The sequence below is a fragment of the Granulimonas faecalis genome (genome assembly GCF_022834715.1).
Taxonomy (GTDB): domain Bacteria; phylum Actinomycetota; class Coriobacteriia; order Coriobacteriales; family Atopobiaceae; genus Granulimonas; species Granulimonas faecalis.
Genome location: NZ_BQKC01000002.1, coordinates 1 through 16,643, shown reverse-complemented (window position 1 = coordinate 16,643; position 16,643 = coordinate 1). Strand labels below are relative to the sequence as shown.

Sequence of the window (16,643 nt, the reverse complement as noted above, 5' to 3'; positions counted from 1 at the left end):
ACGGCGGGGGCGCCACCTTCCGCACACCCACCAAGGAGAGACACAGTGACCACGAAGTCAGCGGCCAGACGCCCCGTGCCGGCCCCCGTCGAGCGGGTGGCGAGGGCGGTCACCGGCATCCTCGGCCCCCACGCCCGCATGGAGCGCTTCATCCTCGAGACCTCGGTGCTCGCCGTCGCCATGGCGGCCATCGTCGTCGTCTCGGCCTTCTACTACGTGGACTCCCAGAAGGTGGTCCTCGCCGAGCAGGCCGTCTACACCCCGACCTTCGTCATGAGCGGGTCGGGGGCCTCGGGCAGCGTCGTCTCGTGCGGCTCAGACCGGACCGGCCGCCATGCCTTCGTCCTCCTGCGTTTCGACTCCCCGGGCCAGGTCTCCCTCGACCCGGCCCAGTGGCGCATCGTGCTCGGCCGGTCCGACGTCCCCGGCAACAGCGACGAGCCGCTCTGCGTGCCCGTGGGCAGGATCACGTTCTTCTCCGACACGGGCTACTGCCTCGTTGTCATGGACTCCGTGGACGACACCCCGTTCCCCAACGAGGTGCTGGCGGTCCGCCTCGAGTCGAAGGCCCGGATCACCGGGGGCTCCGGCCAGGCGGAAGAGGTGGCCCCCACCGTGGCCGCCGACCCGGAGGCGGGCTTCGACGGCGGCAACGTGCTGCGTGTCGACGTGAACCCCGTGGCCGCGGGCGCCGTCGACCTGACCCGCTACATGGAGGGGGAGACGGTCGACGTCGACGCCCTCTACCGCGGCCAGGCGGCGTCGGCCGACGAGGAGGCCCTGAGGGGCGACTGCGGCCGCGCCTTGGCCGACCTCGCCCAGGCCAGGGCCCGCATCGACGAGTATGAGACCCGCGCCGCCAACGCCGGCGTCGGCCACACCGGGGGATCTACCGTCGCGGTCGTCGAGTCCGACTCCGTCGACCTCGACGCCCAGACGCTCTCCCGCGCCGACGACGACGGCGGCACGGACATCGCCTGGGCGGACACCGCGATCTCCCAAGGTGGGTCCTACGCCGCCACCTGCAAGGCGGGGTCGTCGGGGGCCGAGGCCCTGGCGGCCGCCATCGAGGCCTCCGAGAAGGACGCCCTGGCGGCGACGTTCGCCGACGTCTCGTGGACCCTCGACGGGAAGCCCTTCGACACGGCCGGCCTCGCCCGCACCGCCGCCCAGAGGGCCGAGCAGGCCAAGGCCGACCTGGAGCAAGCCTGGGCGAACTACGTCGGGGTCAGGAAGACCTACCTGGACTCCCTGGCGAACCTCGTCGACCTCGAGGCGGAGGCCGACGTCGCCTGCGCCTTCAAGGTGTCGTCCACCGAGGACCAGCTATGGGTCGCGTAGACGACCGGGGTCCCGTGCAGGGCCGCCCCGAGAGGTCCCAGGGGCAGGTGAGGAGGGCCGCCCCGGAGCCGGTCCCTGCGAAGGAGCCGGCAAAGCCCGCGGCCAGGCCTTTCCGGGTGGGGTCCGTGGCGGCCGTCCCGGAAGGCACCCGGCCCGTGCCCGGGGGACCCTCGGGCGAGGCGTGCTGCCCGCCGCCTGCTCAGCGGGCATTCCAGGACATGGCGCCGGGCCACGGCCGGGGCCGTGTGGCGGCTCCCCCTGTCCAAGGGCCCCAGGCAGAGGCCCCCTTGGGCGGGTCCCTGAAGGTCGGCAATGGGGCGGAACCTGCAGGGCGTCCCGTCGATATGCCCATGGCAGGCCCTGGGGTCGCCGACGACGGGCGCACCGTTCCGGGCCCTGCGACAGAGGGGCACGCAGGGACTCCCGGGGACCTCCCCGGGGACCCTAGGGGGGAGGCCCCGGCGCAGGCCTTGGCGGCCGACGCCGGCAGGACCCCTGCGGACGGGGACGTCCCGGACGCCCATGGCGCCCATGGCGAGGGGACGCCCGACGGGACGTCCGACGAGGGCGTCTCCGGAAACGGGCGGGCCGAGGCCGCCTTGGGGACATCCCACGACGGCCCCGAAGGGGCCCCTGCCGAGGGGGGCGTCGAGGGCCGCGTCAGGGACGTCGCCAGGAAGGTCGCGGGAAAGGCTGCCGAGGGCGGTGTCGGGGCCGCCGCGCCGACCCTCGTCCTCATGCAGGTGGCGTCCACGGTGAAGAAGACCTTCGTGTCGCTCCTGTCCACGGCGGTGGTGGCGGTCCAGAACCTCGTCTCGGGCGGCGTCGTGGGCCTCGTGCAGTCGGTCGCCGGCGCCGTGGTCGGACTGTTCACCTCCATCGGGGCGTTCCTCTCCGGCCTCGGCGCCTCGGGGGCCGTGGTCGGGGCCACCGTCGCCTGCGTCGCGGTGGTCGGCTCCGTGGCGGTTTTCTCCCCCCAGCAGGCAGACGACGGGGACCCGTGCGCCCTCGTGGCCGACGTCGCGGCGAACAGGGCCGCCCAGGACAGCGTCACCGGGGACGAGGACGTCGTGGTCGAGGGCGAGGAGGCCTACCGCGAGATCGTCGACGAGCTGGCGGGCATCCTCAAGGGCCAGGGGCTCTCGGACAACGCCATCGCCGGCATCGTCGGCAATGTGGCGGCGGAGTGTGGGTTCGACTTCTCCCAGGTCGAGGGCATCTACGACGAGTGGGGTGCGCCCGGCCCCAAGAAGACGGGGGCCCTGTCCGACATCGATGTCTACACCCGCGGGCTTTTCGCCAGCTACGCGTCGTCGGGCCTGTCCATCAACCGGGACGCCTACCTGAGCGAGGCCGACGGCAACTACTGGCCGGCCCTGGGGTTCTGCAGCTGGACCGGGGGTCAGGCCTACCGCCTCTACAGCCGCGCCCAGGCCGCAGGCGCCGATTGGTGGGACAGGGACTTCCAGATCGCCTACTGGCTCGCCTACGGCAACAACGAGACCACGGGCAGGGGAGGGTTCGCCAACGGCACCGAGTTCCTGGCCGACTACGCCTCCTGGTGCGAGGGCAAGACCGTGGCCGAGTGCGTATCCCGTTACGTCGACGTCTTCCACGGCCAGACCATGGGCAACCGCGGCGACGTTCGCCTCGAGGCAGCCGACCGCTGGCTGCCCGCCATCGCCGGCGCCCAGCCCAGGTCCATGTCCACGGAGGCCCAGGGCTTCTACACCTCCATCGTCTCCTCCATGGGCCAGGACGCGGCCGCGTCGAGCGTCGCGTCCGCCGTGCGTGACAACCCCGCCGTGGAGCGCTGCACCCCCCAGGGGAAGGACCTCGGCAAGGGGGCGGCCTCCATCGCCCGGGCCGCGGCCTCCTGGGCGTGGCCCTCGAAGGAGCGGGCATACAACGACGGCACCGAGGCCTACAGGCGGGCCCACGACGAGGTGCATGGCCCAGGCGCGAATTACAAGGACTGCGGCATAGCCGTGGCTACCGCCGTCCGCACGAGCGGCGCCGACCTCGACTACCCCCTGGCCGACACCACGGCCAACCAGCTCCCGTACCTGCGCTCCTCCTCCAAGTGGGAGAAGGTCTGCGACTTCGACGGGGCCGACAAGGTGGGTCTCCTGAGGCCGGGGGACGTGCTCATCGCCGACAAGACGGCCGCCGACGGCCACGACATGGGCTGCGGCCACACCGCCGTGTTCACCGGCGGCGGCCTGCTGTCCTCCATCGACGGGGTCGACCCGGCCTTCGATATGGTCCAGGCGTCGCTCAACACCTACTCGCCGGCCGCCGCGTCCACGGCGTCCCTGCTGTCCGACGCGCGCTCATACGAGGCCTACCGCTGCGTAGCCCCGGACAACGGGGGTGCGGGGGAGGATGTCTCGGGGGGCACCGACGGGCAGGCCCTGGCCGGGGCGAGCCAGGCCCAGAGGCGCATCGTGGACGCGGCCCGCTCGGTCCCGTCCCCCGGGGCCGGCTACTGCGCCATGTGGGTCTCCCAGGTCTACCAGGCCGCCGGCCTCGGCTATGTCTCGGGCAACGCCTGCGACCAGTACGCCCGGTGGTGCACGAGCACGAACCTCGACGAGCTCAAGGTGGGCATGATCGTGGCCGTGCCGAGCCACCCCCACACCGCCGCCGGGTCGGTCTACGGCCACGTGGGGGTCTATGTCGGGGACGGCCTCGTCATGCACAACACCGGGACCATCGACACCACGAACATCCTGCAGTGGGTGGGTTACTACGGGGCGACCCAGACCCCGAGGTGGGGCTTCGCCACCACCCGCTCCATAGGTTGAGGAAGGGGAGACCCATGGACAGATTGGGAGTGGGCCCGACCGGCCCGGGGGCGCGGCAGGACGCGGCGGGGCGCCGGCGCTCGGCCGCTGCGGCCCTGTTCGTCATCGGGGCGGTCTGTCTGGCCCTGGCCGCCCTCAGGTACGTCGAGGCGTCCGCCCTGGAGCGGGCGGCCGACGTGCGCCCGGTGGCGGGGGCGGCCCCGGTCGAGGAGCTCCCCGACCCGACGGGGGAGCCGTTCTCCGCAGACGGGCTCCCCGTCGGCGACGAGCTCCCCGAGGGGACCTCGGCCGACGACCTCAGGGAGGCCGTGAGGCTCTGGGCCGAGGCGTCGTCGGTGCCCGCCATCGACCCTGTCGACGGCTCCCTCGTGGACCGCCCGGAGGAGGGCGCCGACGGCCCGTGGGTCTGGTCGTTCTCGGGCGAGGCCTCGGATGGGTCCCGGGTCTCCTTCGAGGTGGTCTGGGAGCGCGGCGCCGGTTTCTCGTGTTCCGTGAAGTACTGAGGGGAGGCACCGAGATGAGCAGGAATCCGAAGGAGGGGTCCGGGCGGCTGGGGCCGGCCGCGACCGTCGCGTGCGTCGTCGCCACGGCGGCCATGGTCGCGTCCGCCGTGGCGGTCCTCGTCCTCTGCCTGGGACGGCCCGCCGCGGGCGGCCAGGCGGCCCGGGCGGAGGGAGCCCAGGCCGGGACGGTCCAGGGCGAGACGCCCCAGGGAGAGGAAGGCGCCATGGGGGACTGGGACCGCGACCGGGCCGCAGAGGCCGCCCGCGCCGTGGTCCTCGCCCAGACCACCATGGGCGAGGCCGAGAGGATGGAGGCCGTCGACAGGCTCGTGGCCGACGCCGCCGCCTCGCAGCTCCGCGTCAACTGGGGGGCTTCCGACGGCGTCGAAGGCGGGCTCGAGGTCCCGTTCGCCCTCTTCGCCCCGGAAGGCGCCGGGGACGGGGAGGTGGGCGTGGTCTTCTTCGCCCGCAAGGCGGCGACGGGGAGGGCCCACTCCACGGTCGTGGCCGTCTACGACGCCGAGCGGGAGGGCTTCACCGAGGCGGATCTTTTCTGGGCCCAGGCCACCGACGACATGCTCGACGGCGACTACGACCCGGTGCGGGACGCCTACCCCGGCCTCGGCGAGCCCGACGGGTACGACGAGCAGTCCAGGAGGGACCTGGACCGCGTCACCGACGAGGCCCGGGAGCAGAATGGGGCGGCCAGGGCCCGGATGATGGAGGATGCCGGCGTCTACGACCGGATCCTCGGGAAGGGGGACGACGATGAGGGGAGCGGTGAGTGACATGAGGGTCCCGACCATGGGGAGGGGCAGGGCCGCGGCCATGGTGGCCGCAGGGGCCGTCTGCCTGTGCGCGGCCCTGCTCTGGGGCGCGGTCCTCACCGCTGCTCCGTCGGACGACGGGGGTCCCGCGGAGGCGCCGACCGCAGCCTCGGCCGCGGCCGGAGCGGAGGAGGGCGCCGGGACCGCCGCCGCCGTCCCCGAGGGGGACGGGGACGGCTCCTGGCGCCGGGACCTGCTGAAAGAGTGCCTCGAGACCTGCTTCTCCACCTCCGACTACGGCGACGTGGCTCGGGTGAGGCAGGACCTCCAGGAACGCTACGGCGTGCCCGCCGACTCCCAGGCCCTGACCGAGTTCATGCCCGAGGGGACGGGGGAGGGGGCCGGCTACCAAGGCGGGACCCTCTCCCTCGGGTCCGTGGAGATGGGCGAGGTCGAGGGCGACCCGGAGCGGATCGTCGCCGTGGCCCACCTGCGCTTCAGGAACCGGGCCATGGTGACCGGCACGGCCGAAGCCGCCGTGGCCGTCGAGGCCAGGGTCACCGGGACAGCCTCCGAGGGGCGTGTGGAGGAGCTCACCATCACCCCCTTGGGCTGAGGGGTCGTCCTGTTCGTCACCGAATTTGCGGGCTGTCCCATATAACCGCAGGTAGACGGCCTGATAGAAATCCGTGACCGAAACGGTTCCCGTGGAGCCCCCTAGCATTCGTGTCAGATGCGTCCGTCGGGCGGTGCGCCCGAGACACGAAAGGGGGCCTTTCCATGGCCTTTGGTAAGAAGCGCGGTAGGAAGGCCGGTCGGGACGACCTCGCCTACTACCTGCCCGAGAGCAACGTGGCCGTCGTCTGCGAGACCATGGACGAGGAGCCCGCCCTGACGACGTCCTCCCCCGAGGGGGAGAGGCGCTACCTCGTCATCGAGTGCGACGCGGAGGCCATGGGTTTCAAGGGCCGCGCCTCCAGCAACGACACCGTCTGGGGGTCGCTCCAGGCGGACGTGGAGACCGGGGCCATCGTGTCGGTGGTCACCCCCGAGCTCCTCGGCCAGGGGCGGTTCCTTCTCTGTCCCACGCGGCTGTCCCTCGAGGTCATGAGCGACCAGCCCTATTTCTCCGGCGGCCGTGCCGGGGCCACCCTGAACCTCGCCCTCATGGACGGTTCGGGCAAGGTGGTGGAGCGGGCCCGGACGGGGGTCTCCCTGAAGGACGTCGCCGAGCACGTCCGTGCCAACGACTCGGCGGAGCCCATGCTGGTCGCGGCCTTCGGCCGCAGCCCCCAGACCCCGCCGGCGGAGGCCCCGTCGAAACCGGCCCCGGACGTCCCGGCCAAGGACCCTGCGGAGGCGCCCGCCGGTCCCACCTCCCGGGTCGACGCCTGGGAGGACCTCGATGAGGGCGACTACGACCCCTTCGGCGGGGAGGACCCCTACGCAGGCGCCTGGGAGGACCCAGACGGCGCCTTCGGGGACCCGCTCGCGGACGGCTCCACGGTGGCCATGGCGGCCCTCCCCGGGGCCTTCGGCCAGCCCCCCGCCGGGGAGGACCCCTACGGCGACATCCCGGGACCCTACGCGGACGTCGCCCCCGACGCCTACGAGCCCGTCGACGACGACCTCGGAAACCCCTTCGGGGACTACGAGGACGCCCCCGCGGACACCCCCGCGAACCCTGGGGGAGGGTCTGCCGAGGGGGTCTACGAGCTGGCCGACGACGGGACCTCCGTCGAGGTGCCCAAGGGGGAGGACGTCGCGGTGATGCTCGTGGGCGACGGCACCTACTCGGTGTCGATCTCTCCCGGCGAGGCCGAGGCCGTGCTCTCCTCCGTCCTGGGCGGCGGGCCCGGGTCCTCCACCGAACTCGCCATCCCCATCGACCTCGACCGCCCCTCCGCCGGCTACGTGGCGCCCCTGGTGCGCTACTTCGACCGCGAGCTCGTGGGCCTCAGCGAGAACCAGCAGGCCGAGGCGCGCCTCGTCTACTGGAACACCCTGCGCCAGCTCGCCGACGACGCCGTGGCCAGGGCCAAGGAGCGCCGAGAGTCCTTCATCGAGGAGGGCCGGCGCGACCTGGACGTCAGGGCCAGGGAGCGCCACGACAAGGCCACGGAGGAGGTGGAGGCCCAGCTCGAGAAGGCCCGCAAGGACCGCGCGGCCTTCGTGGCGTCGCGCACCCGCGTCGCGGAGCTCGAGTGGGACGCCGAGTTCGCGAAGAACTTCGACTCCGTGGTCGAGAGCATCCGCGCCCGGGCCGAGGTCGCCGACGCCGACGACAGGCTCAAGCTCGACGCGGAGGCCAAGGAGGTCTTCCGCATGGAGCTCGACGCCGGCATGACCGTGGCCCGCCAGCAGGCGACCGACGCCATGGTGGCGGTGTGGCGCAAGAGCTCGGGCCGCATCGACCGCCTGCGCCTCAACGCCATCGAGGCCGTGGCCGAGAAGATCGAGGAGGCCCGCCCCTACGACAAGCTCGCCGCCGAGCACAACCTGCTCCAGGGCGAGGTCGTCCGCATCAAGGAGGAGTCCCAGCGGGCCATCGCCGAGGAGCGGCGCCGCTCCACCCATGCCATCGAGGACGGCAAGAGCCAGGCCGACGGCCTCGTCGCCTCGGCCCGCCAGGCGGCCGAGGCCGAGACCGCCCGTTACAAGACCATGGTGGAGGAGCGCGACGGCCAGATCCGCCGCCTTGAGGAGCGCCAGGCGGCCCTGCGCGAGGACTCCGAGCGCGCCGCCCGGGAGCTCCGGGAGAACGCCGAGGCCCAGGCGGCCACCTACCGCGACCAGCTGGACCGCAACTCCCGCCAGCTCGAGGAGCTCAGGGAGGCGTCGCTCAGGCGCACCCTCTGGGCCGTGGCGGCCACCATCGTCGTCTGCATCGTGCTGTTCATGGCGGTCTTCGCCGTCGTGGGCGCCATCTCGTAAGGGGGGAGGGCTATGGCCAGGGACAGGCTCGAGGCCGTGGAGCGCGACCTCGTCGAGAACCGGTCGAAGAACGACCTCGCCCAGCTCGACCACGTCTCCAACCAGGACCTGCGGAGGGCCGAGCGCAACAGCGCCGGGGCCAACGCCGACGCCTCGCGCACCGAGGCCCTGCTCTGGGCCGTGGCGGCCCTCGTGGTCGCCGCGGTCATCGGGACCTTCGCCTCCTCGGCGGTCGCCGAGTCCGCCGTGCAGGGCCGTGTCCTCGAGGTCCCGGACTACATCGGGAACACCATGGGCGATGGGCTGGTCTACGAGTATTACGAGATCGACCCCGCCCAGCAGGTGGTGTCCGGCCCCTACGGCGACCCGTCCGAGGTCCCCGAGCCCGCATGGCACTCCGATGCCGTGGCCGAGGCCCGGGTGCCCAGGGACGGCGACGGTATCCAGCCCGTCGCCATAGCGGCCTTCTCCGTCGTGGCGGCCGTCGGCACCTACGCGGCCGTCTGCCACCTGCGCCTGTCGTCCGCCTGGGCCGGGGCCACCTCGGACTTCCTCCTCAACGACAACGAGGAGGACATGCACCAGCTGACGCCCAAGGAGCTCGACGGCATCTACCACTGGGCCCCCGACGCCGGCGCCAGCGTCCCCTACGAGTGCTCGGCCCTCATCAGCCACAGCTTCCTGTCGAACTCCGGCCTCAAGAAGGTGGAGGTGGCCAAGCGCCACAAAGGGGACGACCCCGACCGCGACATCGTCGCCGGCATGGTCGTGGAGGACGAGGAGGGGCGAATCGCCACCGAGCGCGTGCCCATGATCGACGAGCCCATGGCCGGGCGCATCTTCGACAGGCACGCCGTCGGGGGCACCGCCGTGAGAAGCAGGCTCGCCGAGGCCGTCGACGGCCTGCCGGACAACTTCTTGACCAGGACCGTCAGGAGGGCCCTGGACGGGTCGGGGGTGGACCGGTCGGTCCGCCGCATCCTCGACCCCACCGAGGTGGAGGTGCTCGGGGGAGGGACCCTTGCCGACGAGATCAACGCCAAGTGGGTCATGGACCCCGAGGAGCCCCAGCGACCCGCCGGGGCCTACCGCGTCTCCACCGAGGACAACCACGTCATGATCGTCGCCTCGACGCGCACGGGCAAGACCCAGAACTACATCCTGCCGTTCCTGGACGTCGTGCGCCGCCAGGAGAAGAAGCCCAACCTCATCGTCGCCGACATGAAGGGCGAGATCGTCACCTCGCTCTACGCCTCCCTGGAGCACAGCGGCTACGACATCCGCCAGTTCAACTTCTTCAACGAGATGCACTCCAACGTCATCAACTGCCTCCAGATCTGCGCCGAGTTCATGGCCGACGGCAAGGGCGGCCAGGCGAGCTCGACCATGGAGCGCATCACCCAGTGCTTCTTCCCCAAGGGGAAAGGCGACGACACCTTCTGGAACGACGCCGCGTCCAACTGCTACCAGATGTGCGCGTGGATGCTCGTGGACATCGTGAACCGCACGGATGACCGCATCCGGGCCAGCGAGGCCCGGGGTGAGATCGGTGCCTCCAGGGCCGAGACCCTCATCGACGAGAACTGGGGGGCGCTGTCGTTCCGCAACATCTACCAGTTCTTCCGCGCCATGGCCGGAAGCCAGGTCCAGAACCCGGCCAACGCCTACAAGGAGATCGCCAAGTCCATGAGGGCCAAGGCCCAGAGGCTCGAGGAGGAGGCCGCCGAGCGTACCGAGGAGACGGGGCTTCCCTGCGACCCTGCCGTCGAGGACGAGGTCGTGCGCCTGCGTCGCACGGCGGCGGAGACCGAGGCGGCCGCCGAGAACGACCCGGCCTCCAGGTTCTGGAACGGCCATGAGTCCCTGGACATGATGTCCGTGTACTGCAACGCGCTCCTGTCCTTCCCCCAGAACAAGGTCAGGGAGCAGGTCGGCTTCGCGAACGCCTCCATCTCGTCCATGAAGGACAGCGAGAAGACCATCGCCTCGATCTACGGCGTGGCCTCGACCCAGATGTCGCAGTTCAAGGACGAGAACCTCGCCCGCATCACGTCCGGCAGGAAGAGCCAGAACCTCGACATCTACTCCTTCAGCTTCCCCAGGCGCATCTCCTTCCGCTTCGAGAGCGGCTATGCCCGGCGCCGCCACATCCGCGGCCGGCTCTGCCGTTTCGAGGCCTTCCGGGACCGCGGGCTCACCGAGCCCATGGGCCCGGAGTACGAGCACGAGGAGGAGGTGGACTCCAACGGCTGGGTCTCCTACGTGTGGGAGGGGATCATGCCCGACGGGCCCGCCTACATCCGCTGCCGCATCTTCGACGGCAACCGCATGCAGGAGGTGGCCGAGCCCGTCTACTTCCGCTTCACCAAGGGTTGGCGGACCCGCAACGGCGGCAGGATCTACGTGCGGACGCTGTTCACCGACGAGCGTGTGGCCGAGGGCGGCCAGCTCACCGAGATGACCATGGTCGAGGACGCCTCCGGGCGCCGCCTGCTCGCCGAGGGGCGCTCCATGCACCGCGCCGAGGCCTTCGACTGCGCCATGGCCGTGAGGCACTGGGACCGGGTCAAGGAGCGGATCGCCGCCGACGAGAGGGAGGGCTTCTTCGGCACCCGCCAGAAGATCCCCGCCGGCGTCACCGTCATCGACGTGCCCCGCGTCTCCGAGACCCGCGTGTCCTACTGCGAGCGGCCCAAGGCCGTGTTCTTCATGACCGACCTCACCAAGACGCACTACCTGCCCATCCTGCTCATCTACCTGCACCAGCAGTTCGACGCCAACGTCTCCGAGGCCTATGTCAGGAAGGCGACCCAGAAGCCCCAGGTGGCCACCCTCTACATCCTCGACGAGGCCGGAAACCTGAAGAGCGGCACCAACGGCATCCCCGAGCTCGCGACGAAGTTCTCCCTCGGCCTCGCCCAGCGTCAGGGGTTCACCATGGTCTTCCAGACCAAGGAGCAGCTCAAGTCGGTCTACAGCGGCGAGAGCGACACCATCGAGTCCAACGCCCTCGTGGAGATCCTCATGGGGTCCAAGGACAACGAGTTCCTCAAGGAGATGAGCGAGCGCACCGGCGTCAAGCACGTGGTGCGCCCCACGAGCGCCACGGAGGACCACAACCCCGCCAAGCTCGGCGGACAGGTCAAAAACGAGTTCAGCCTGCAGAAGTCGGTGGTCGAGGCCAACGTCATCTCCGTGAACGCCCTGAGGACGATGACCAGGGGCCAGTGCCTGGTGCTCGACCGCGGCGGCTACCCCATCTTCAACAAGCTGGACACCATGATGCCGCCGGACCACATGTCCCGCCAGATGAAGATCAGCGACCCGCATCGCCGCTACACGGCCTTCACCCTGCCGAGCTCCTCGGGACCCAACGACTTCAGCCTCGACGAGGCCACACCCGACTTCTACGACGAGTTCGACCGGGTCCTGTGGCTCGCCTCCCACATGGACGAGGCCGTCAAGGCCTACTGCGCCTATATGGGCCTCGACGTCGTGGAGTACAAGAACGCCCTCGACCGCGACCGCGACAAGGTCTCCCGGGACGTGCTCCAGATCGCCGAGCACCTCGTGGAGGAGCGCCGCGAAGAGCTCCGGGGCGCCGGCAGGGACCTGCCCCACTACTCCAGGAACCGCTACGACGACGTGGAGTACGAGACCAGCGAGCGGGAGGCCAACGAGATCCACGCGGCCTTCGACGCCAAGGTCGTGATCGCCGTCGACGGGGAGCACGACCTCAAGGCGTCCCACCTCGTGGTCCTTGGGCCCGACGGTCCCGGAGGCGTCCGGCCGGACATCGACGGGGACCTCCTGTGCGCCCTCGCCGCGACCCTCGACCACAGGGATGTCAGGAAGGCCCTCGGAGCCCAGGAGTCCGGGCGCGAGGTGAGCGTCGAGGGCACGGTCGTCCTCGAGCGGCGACGGAACCCCACCGACACCGCCGAGCTCGCCGCCGACGACCTGGAGCGCCAGATGCACGAGGCCTTCGACCTCTACGAGGTCACCGACGACGCCATCCGCTGGCTCTGCGGGCCGAACGCGCCCACCGGCGCCGCCCGGGGGCGGCTCGAGGGCGTCTTCAAGCACTACTGCGAGGTGGCGAGGCCCCAGGTCCTCGGCTACGACTCGCTGGAGGAGGACGGGCAGGACCCGTTCGACGTCGAGTACGAGGACTGCGAGGACGCCTAGGGCGTCCCGACGGAAGGAGTTCCATGGACCGGACCGAAACCCTGACCGGCGGCGTCGCGGCGCCCGTGCCCAAGACCCTGTCTGCGGCGTTCGCCGTCGCCCTCATCGTCTGCCTCCTCCTGGGCCTCGTGGCGGGCTCCGCCGTGACCGCCAGGAGGCTCTCCCGCCAGCTCCCCGTCGCGGAGGCGCAAGTCTCCGCCGCGGCGGGCCCGGACGACCGGGAGCCGAGGCCGGCCAGGCGCCGCCTGGTAGAGGTGGGCGACACCCTCTACGGCATCGCCATCGAGGAGGGCGTCCCCATGGGGTCCCTCTGCGACGCGAACCCCCAGATCACGGACCCCGACATCATCTTCGCCGGCACCTACATCCAGGTCCCTGCGGACCGCTGACATCGAAGGGAGGACCTCATGGCCCTCGGTAAAGGCCTCGGCCAGAACGCCTACGCGGCATCGAACGTCTACAAGGGTGGAGCCTCTGACGACATCCAGGACGTCGCGTCCCGCATGGCGGACCCCAACGACCCCCTCGCCCTGCGTCTCATGGCCGAGGCGACGGTGCTCGACATCGTCCGCTCCGCCAGGGACGCCGACGGTCAGAGGCCGCTTTCCGCGGCCTGCCTGTCGGTCAGGGAAGCCGCGGCGCGCAGGGCCGGCTACACGGCGGGACCCGGCGGCCACCCGGTGGTCTCCCCGGCCGACAGGGACGGCCTCGCATCCTTCATGGAGGCGGCGGTGGCGGAGTGCGAGGCGAGGGGCTGGACCCTCGACGGGGCCCCGGAGGTCCCGTCGACCGCCTACGAGGGGGGCGTCATGAGGCTCTCGCCCCTCGACCCCGCCCTCTGCGAGGGGGAGGTCTCCGTCTGCGAGGCGGGGGTGGACCCCATCTACTTCGTCCCCGCGCTCTCCCGGGGCGCCTTCGGGCCCCGGGCCATGCGCGAGGGGGCCGCCACGTTCGACCCCGACGCCGCCGCCCTCGCGGCGGCGAAGGGCGACGAGGGGCGCCGGGAGTCACGGACCCGTTCCAGGCGTGCGGGGGGCCAGGACCCGTTCTTCTGCCTCATCACCCCGGCCGACGAGTGCGGCCTCACGACCCTGGCGCGCTACTGCGACCACGGCACCTGGGCCGACCTCACCGAGAGGGTCGCCGGGTACCGGTCGGTGTTCGGAGACTACCGGGGAGGCACCACGGGCAGGCGGGGGCGCTTCGCCGTCTTCCAGCGCGGCGGCCTCGCCTCCTGGGCCCGACGCGTGTCCAAGACCCTCTCCGAGGCCATCGGGGGCAGGCCTTCGGAGGACGCGCTGGCCGCCTGCCTCGGCGCCGGTCTCTCCCGGAGCCGCCAGGCGGCGGCGGTGGGCGCCGCCTGCCTGGACGAGCTCTATGGGGCCGGGGCCGAGGTCGCCGTGGACCCGGCCCTGGGGGGTCGGGCCGCCGGCCGCGGCGACTTCCTCAGGGTCGAGGCCACCTGCTCCTTCGACGGCGGTGCCTCGTGCCACGTGCGGTGCCTGGCCACGGGCTACGGCGCCCCCCGCTCGGCCCCCGAGGCCGTGAGGGCGGTCCTCGACGAGGCCGACTGTGCCGGCGACGTGGTGAACATCTACGACGGCACCGCCGCCTGGCGCGTCGTCGAGGACACGGGGGCCGGCCTCAACGCCTCCGGCGAGGTCCGCACCATGGCGGCCTCCCCGGACGTCTGCCCCGTGGACGCCAGGAACGTGGCCAGGGTCTTCCTCGGCCGTCCCGCCGAGGCTGCGGATGCCCTCGGCCGGCCCACGGGCCCGGGCCTTTTCGACGGTTCCGGGCAAAGGCAGGCGCGCCTCTCAGGCACGACCCGGGCGAACTCGGTGTCGCTGCGGCCCGGCCGCAGCGACAGGAGCCGGGGCCTGCGCCTGTGCGTGGTCCCGGTCGACACGGTGTCCGACGGCATGAAGGTGGAGTCGCCGGGCAGGGGCCAGGGTTGGTCCGTGGAGAACGTGGACGCCGAGACGGCACGCCGGGAGCTCGCGTGGATGGCCGACGAGGCCGCACGGTCCATGGCGGACCGGGTGTCTCCCATGAGCCTCGCCGCCGCGGTGGCCGGTGGGGCGGACCCGTCGGCGGTCCCCCTCGACGTCGACCGCGAGGTCGCCTCCTTCCAGCGCCAGCTCCTGGACTACCTCTCCGGGAGGTCCGACGGGGTGGACGGCGTCCCGGTGGACGGGGGCCTGGCTCCCACCGCCGCGGCCCGCGCCGCCGAGGCCGTCCGCGCCGCCGGGGATTGGGCACGCTCCATGTGCGGCGGGGAGGTCGACGGCGCCCTGCGCGTCGCCCCCCGCAGGATCTCCGCCTTCTGCCCCTCCGTGGACGGGGCGATCACCTGCGGCCACAAGGTGGACTGCCTCATGCGCCAGGCGGCCCTCTCCGTCGACCAGGTCTTCGGGGCCGAGGGCACCTTCGGCAGGGACCTCGAGGCCATGGTGGCCTTCGACGGGGCGAGCGCCACGGACTCCTCCGAGCTCGGCGACGACAGGCCCATGGCCCGCGCCGCCTCGGCGGCCGCCCTCGGGGCCCTGGCCTCCCTGGGCCTCACCGACACCGCCTGCGCCGTGGACGGGCGCGGGGTCATGCGCTACGAGGGGACACTTCCCGGGACCCCGGCGGCCCGGTTCACCGGCTATCTCGGCCAGGTCTTCGATGTGGACGGGCGCGGCGTGGCCACCACGACGTTCCTCGGCAGGGAGAACCACGAGTTTGTCCCCTCCATGGCCGGGCGCTACGTCGAGTCCGGCAAGGCCACGGGGAAAAAGGAGGACCGCATCGAGGTCCGCGACCCCGCCCGCAGGCTCGCCGACGCCGTCGCCCGGGAGGTCGCCTCACAGGTCGTGGGCAGGACCGACGGGCGGGCCTCGGCCCGCAAGGCCGGCGCCGCCTGCGCCCCGGTCCACGGGGAGACGGCCCTCAACCGGGTCTGGCGGGCCATGGAGGAGGAGAAGTGGGAGGAGGGCGGCCTCGAGGCCATGGGTGACCACGGCCACGACGTCGACGCCCTCGTCCGACGCTACGCCCGGTCCGTGCGGTTCCCGACGGCCCTCGCCGACGCCGCCGGCGTCGACGCCCTGTTCGCTGCGGAGGACGCCTGCAAGACCATCGACGGCAGGCGCCGCTGGAGGGCGGACCGCATGGCGGACGGGCTCGACCTCACCGGGCGCCGGTGCGTCCGCACCGCGGGCCACGACCACATGTTCGACGCCCTCGACCTCGTCTACACCAGCACCAAGCAGGGCGTGGTCCAGGTCCTGGGCGAGGGGGTGTCCATCGCCTCCGACGGCCACCCCGTGCCCGCCGACCAGGTCGAGGTCTTCGGCCCCCTCACGGCCAAGGGGTGCCACTCCTACACCAGGGCCAACAACCCCGCGGACCGCGCCGGCATGACGCTGTCCAACAACCGCGTAGCCATCTGGGCCGACCAGACCGCCTGCGTCGCCCAGATGTGCCTCGGAGGGCTCACCATGGAGGACGCCTACGTGGTGTCCGCCGCCTGGGCCGCCGCCCACCCGGTCCCCGACGGCCGCGGTGGCGAGCGCCCCCTCATGGCCGGCGACAAGCTCTGCGACAAGTCGGGCAACAAGGGCGTCATCAGCTTCGTCGCCGACCCCGCCGCCGACATCGGGCGCCTCGGCTACGCCCAGGCCGCCGCCGTGAGGCTGTTCGCCGCCAACCCCCACCTGGACATGGTGGCCTCGGGGTGGTCCAACCTGTCGCGCCTGAACGGGGGTACCCTCGCCGAGATGATGGACCACCCGGCCGACCTCGTCATCCCCGAGGCCCCGGTGGTCATGGGAAGGGCGGAGCTCCCCGAGGCCGTCTCCCTGGTCGGCCCCGACGGGGCCTTCGTCACCGAGCGGGGCGCACGCGTCCTGGACGAGGAGGACGCCCGGGCGAAGGTGGAGGCGCTATTCGACGGCTCCGATCACGTGGTTGAGCTCGGGTTCGGGCCGTCGGCCGACGGGGCCCTCTCCGTGGTCGTGGGGGCGTCGGTCACCGGCGCGAGGCGTCAGTACGCCCGCGAGTGCCTCGTCAGCGCCATGGGGGCGGCCCACGCCGCCCGCCTGGAGCGCGACCCGTCC

Annotated in this window: 9 protein-coding genes; all 9 read left to right on the top strand. The window is 72.1% G+C overall.

Translation table 11 applies throughout. The features are described from left to right. The first annotated feature begins 45 nt into the window (after positions 1 to 45). Entirely contained in the window at positions 46 to 1,341 is a 1,296-nt protein-coding gene (locus tag OR600_RS09255; RefSeq protein ID WP_265591075.1) for a hypothetical protein, read from the top strand. Between the two features lie 470 nt (positions 1,342 to 1,811). Beyond that, complete coding sequence (locus tag OR600_RS09250; RefSeq protein WP_265591074.1) at positions 1,812 to 4,148, top strand: phage tail tip lysozyme; 2,337 nt, start codon at positions 1,812 to 1,814, stop codon at positions 4,146 to 4,148. A gap of 14 nt (positions 4,149 to 4,162) precedes the next feature. Next, positions 4,163 to 4,651 carry a hypothetical protein gene (locus tag OR600_RS09245; RefSeq protein ID WP_135978502.1) on the top strand — a complete coding sequence of 163 codons (489 nt, stop codon included), beginning with the start codon at positions 4,163 to 4,165 and terminating at the stop codon, positions 4,649 to 4,651. 14 nt (positions 4,652 to 4,665) lie between these two features. After that, positions 4,666 to 5,439 (top strand): hypothetical protein, encoded by a 774-nt coding sequence (locus OR600_RS09240; protein WP_135978501.1) that lies wholly within the window; start codon positions 4,666 to 4,668, stop codon positions 5,437 to 5,439. A 1-nt stretch (position 5,440) separates the two neighbouring features. Beyond that, the gene (locus tag OR600_RS09235) at positions 5,441 to 6,034 is read left to right on the top strand and encodes a hypothetical protein (RefSeq protein ID WP_265591073.1); all 594 of its coding nucleotides are present in this window, start codon (positions 5,441 to 5,443) and stop codon (positions 6,032 to 6,034) included. Between the two features lie 164 nt (positions 6,035 to 6,198). After that, positions 6,199 to 8,352, top strand: a complete 2,154-nt coding sequence (locus OR600_RS09230) for a hypothetical protein (RefSeq protein ID WP_265591072.1) — start codon at positions 6,199 to 6,201, stop codon at positions 8,350 to 8,352. A 12-nt stretch (positions 8,353 to 8,364) separates the two neighbouring features. Next, positions 8,365 to 12,540: a type IV secretory system conjugative DNA transfer family protein gene (locus OR600_RS09225; protein WP_265591071.1), complete on the top strand. Its 4,176-nt coding sequence runs from the start codon at positions 8,365 to 8,367 to the stop codon at positions 12,538 to 12,540. A gap of 23 nt (positions 12,541 to 12,563) precedes the next feature. Continuing rightward, the gene (locus OR600_RS09220) at positions 12,564 to 12,929 is read left to right on the top strand and encodes a LysM peptidoglycan-binding domain-containing protein (protein WP_135978497.1); all 366 of its coding nucleotides are present in this window, start codon (positions 12,564 to 12,566) and stop codon (positions 12,927 to 12,929) included. An 18-nt stretch (positions 12,930 to 12,947) separates the two neighbouring features. Then, a partial coding sequence (locus tag OR600_RS09215; protein WP_265591070.1) for a hypothetical protein occupies positions 12,948 to 16,643 on the top strand: 3,696 nt, incomplete at its 3' end.

What these genes read in the sequence shown, in the direction of transcription:
- OR600_RS09225 (WP_265591071.1), top strand. Translation starts at nt 8,365, where the DNA reads ATGGCCAGGGACAGGCTCGAGGCCGTGGAGCGCGACCTCGTCGAGAAC.
- OR600_RS09240 (WP_135978501.1), top strand. Translation starts at nt 4,666, where the DNA reads ATGAGCAGGAATCCGAAGGAGGGGTCCGGGCGGCTGGGGCCGGCCGCG.
- OR600_RS09220 (WP_135978497.1), top strand. Translation starts at nt 12,564, where the DNA reads ATGGACCGGACCGAAACCCTGACCGGCGGCGTCGCGGCGCCCGTGCCC.
- OR600_RS09230 (WP_265591072.1), top strand. Translation starts at nt 6,199, where the DNA reads ATGGCCTTTGGTAAGAAGCGCGGTAGGAAGGCCGGTCGGGACGACCTC.
- OR600_RS09245 (WP_135978502.1), top strand. Translation starts at nt 4,163, where the DNA reads ATGGACAGATTGGGAGTGGGCCCGACCGGCCCGGGGGCGCGGCAGGAC.
- OR600_RS09235 (WP_265591073.1), top strand. Translation starts at nt 5,441, where the DNA reads ATGAGGGTCCCGACCATGGGGAGGGGCAGGGCCGCGGCCATGGTGGCC.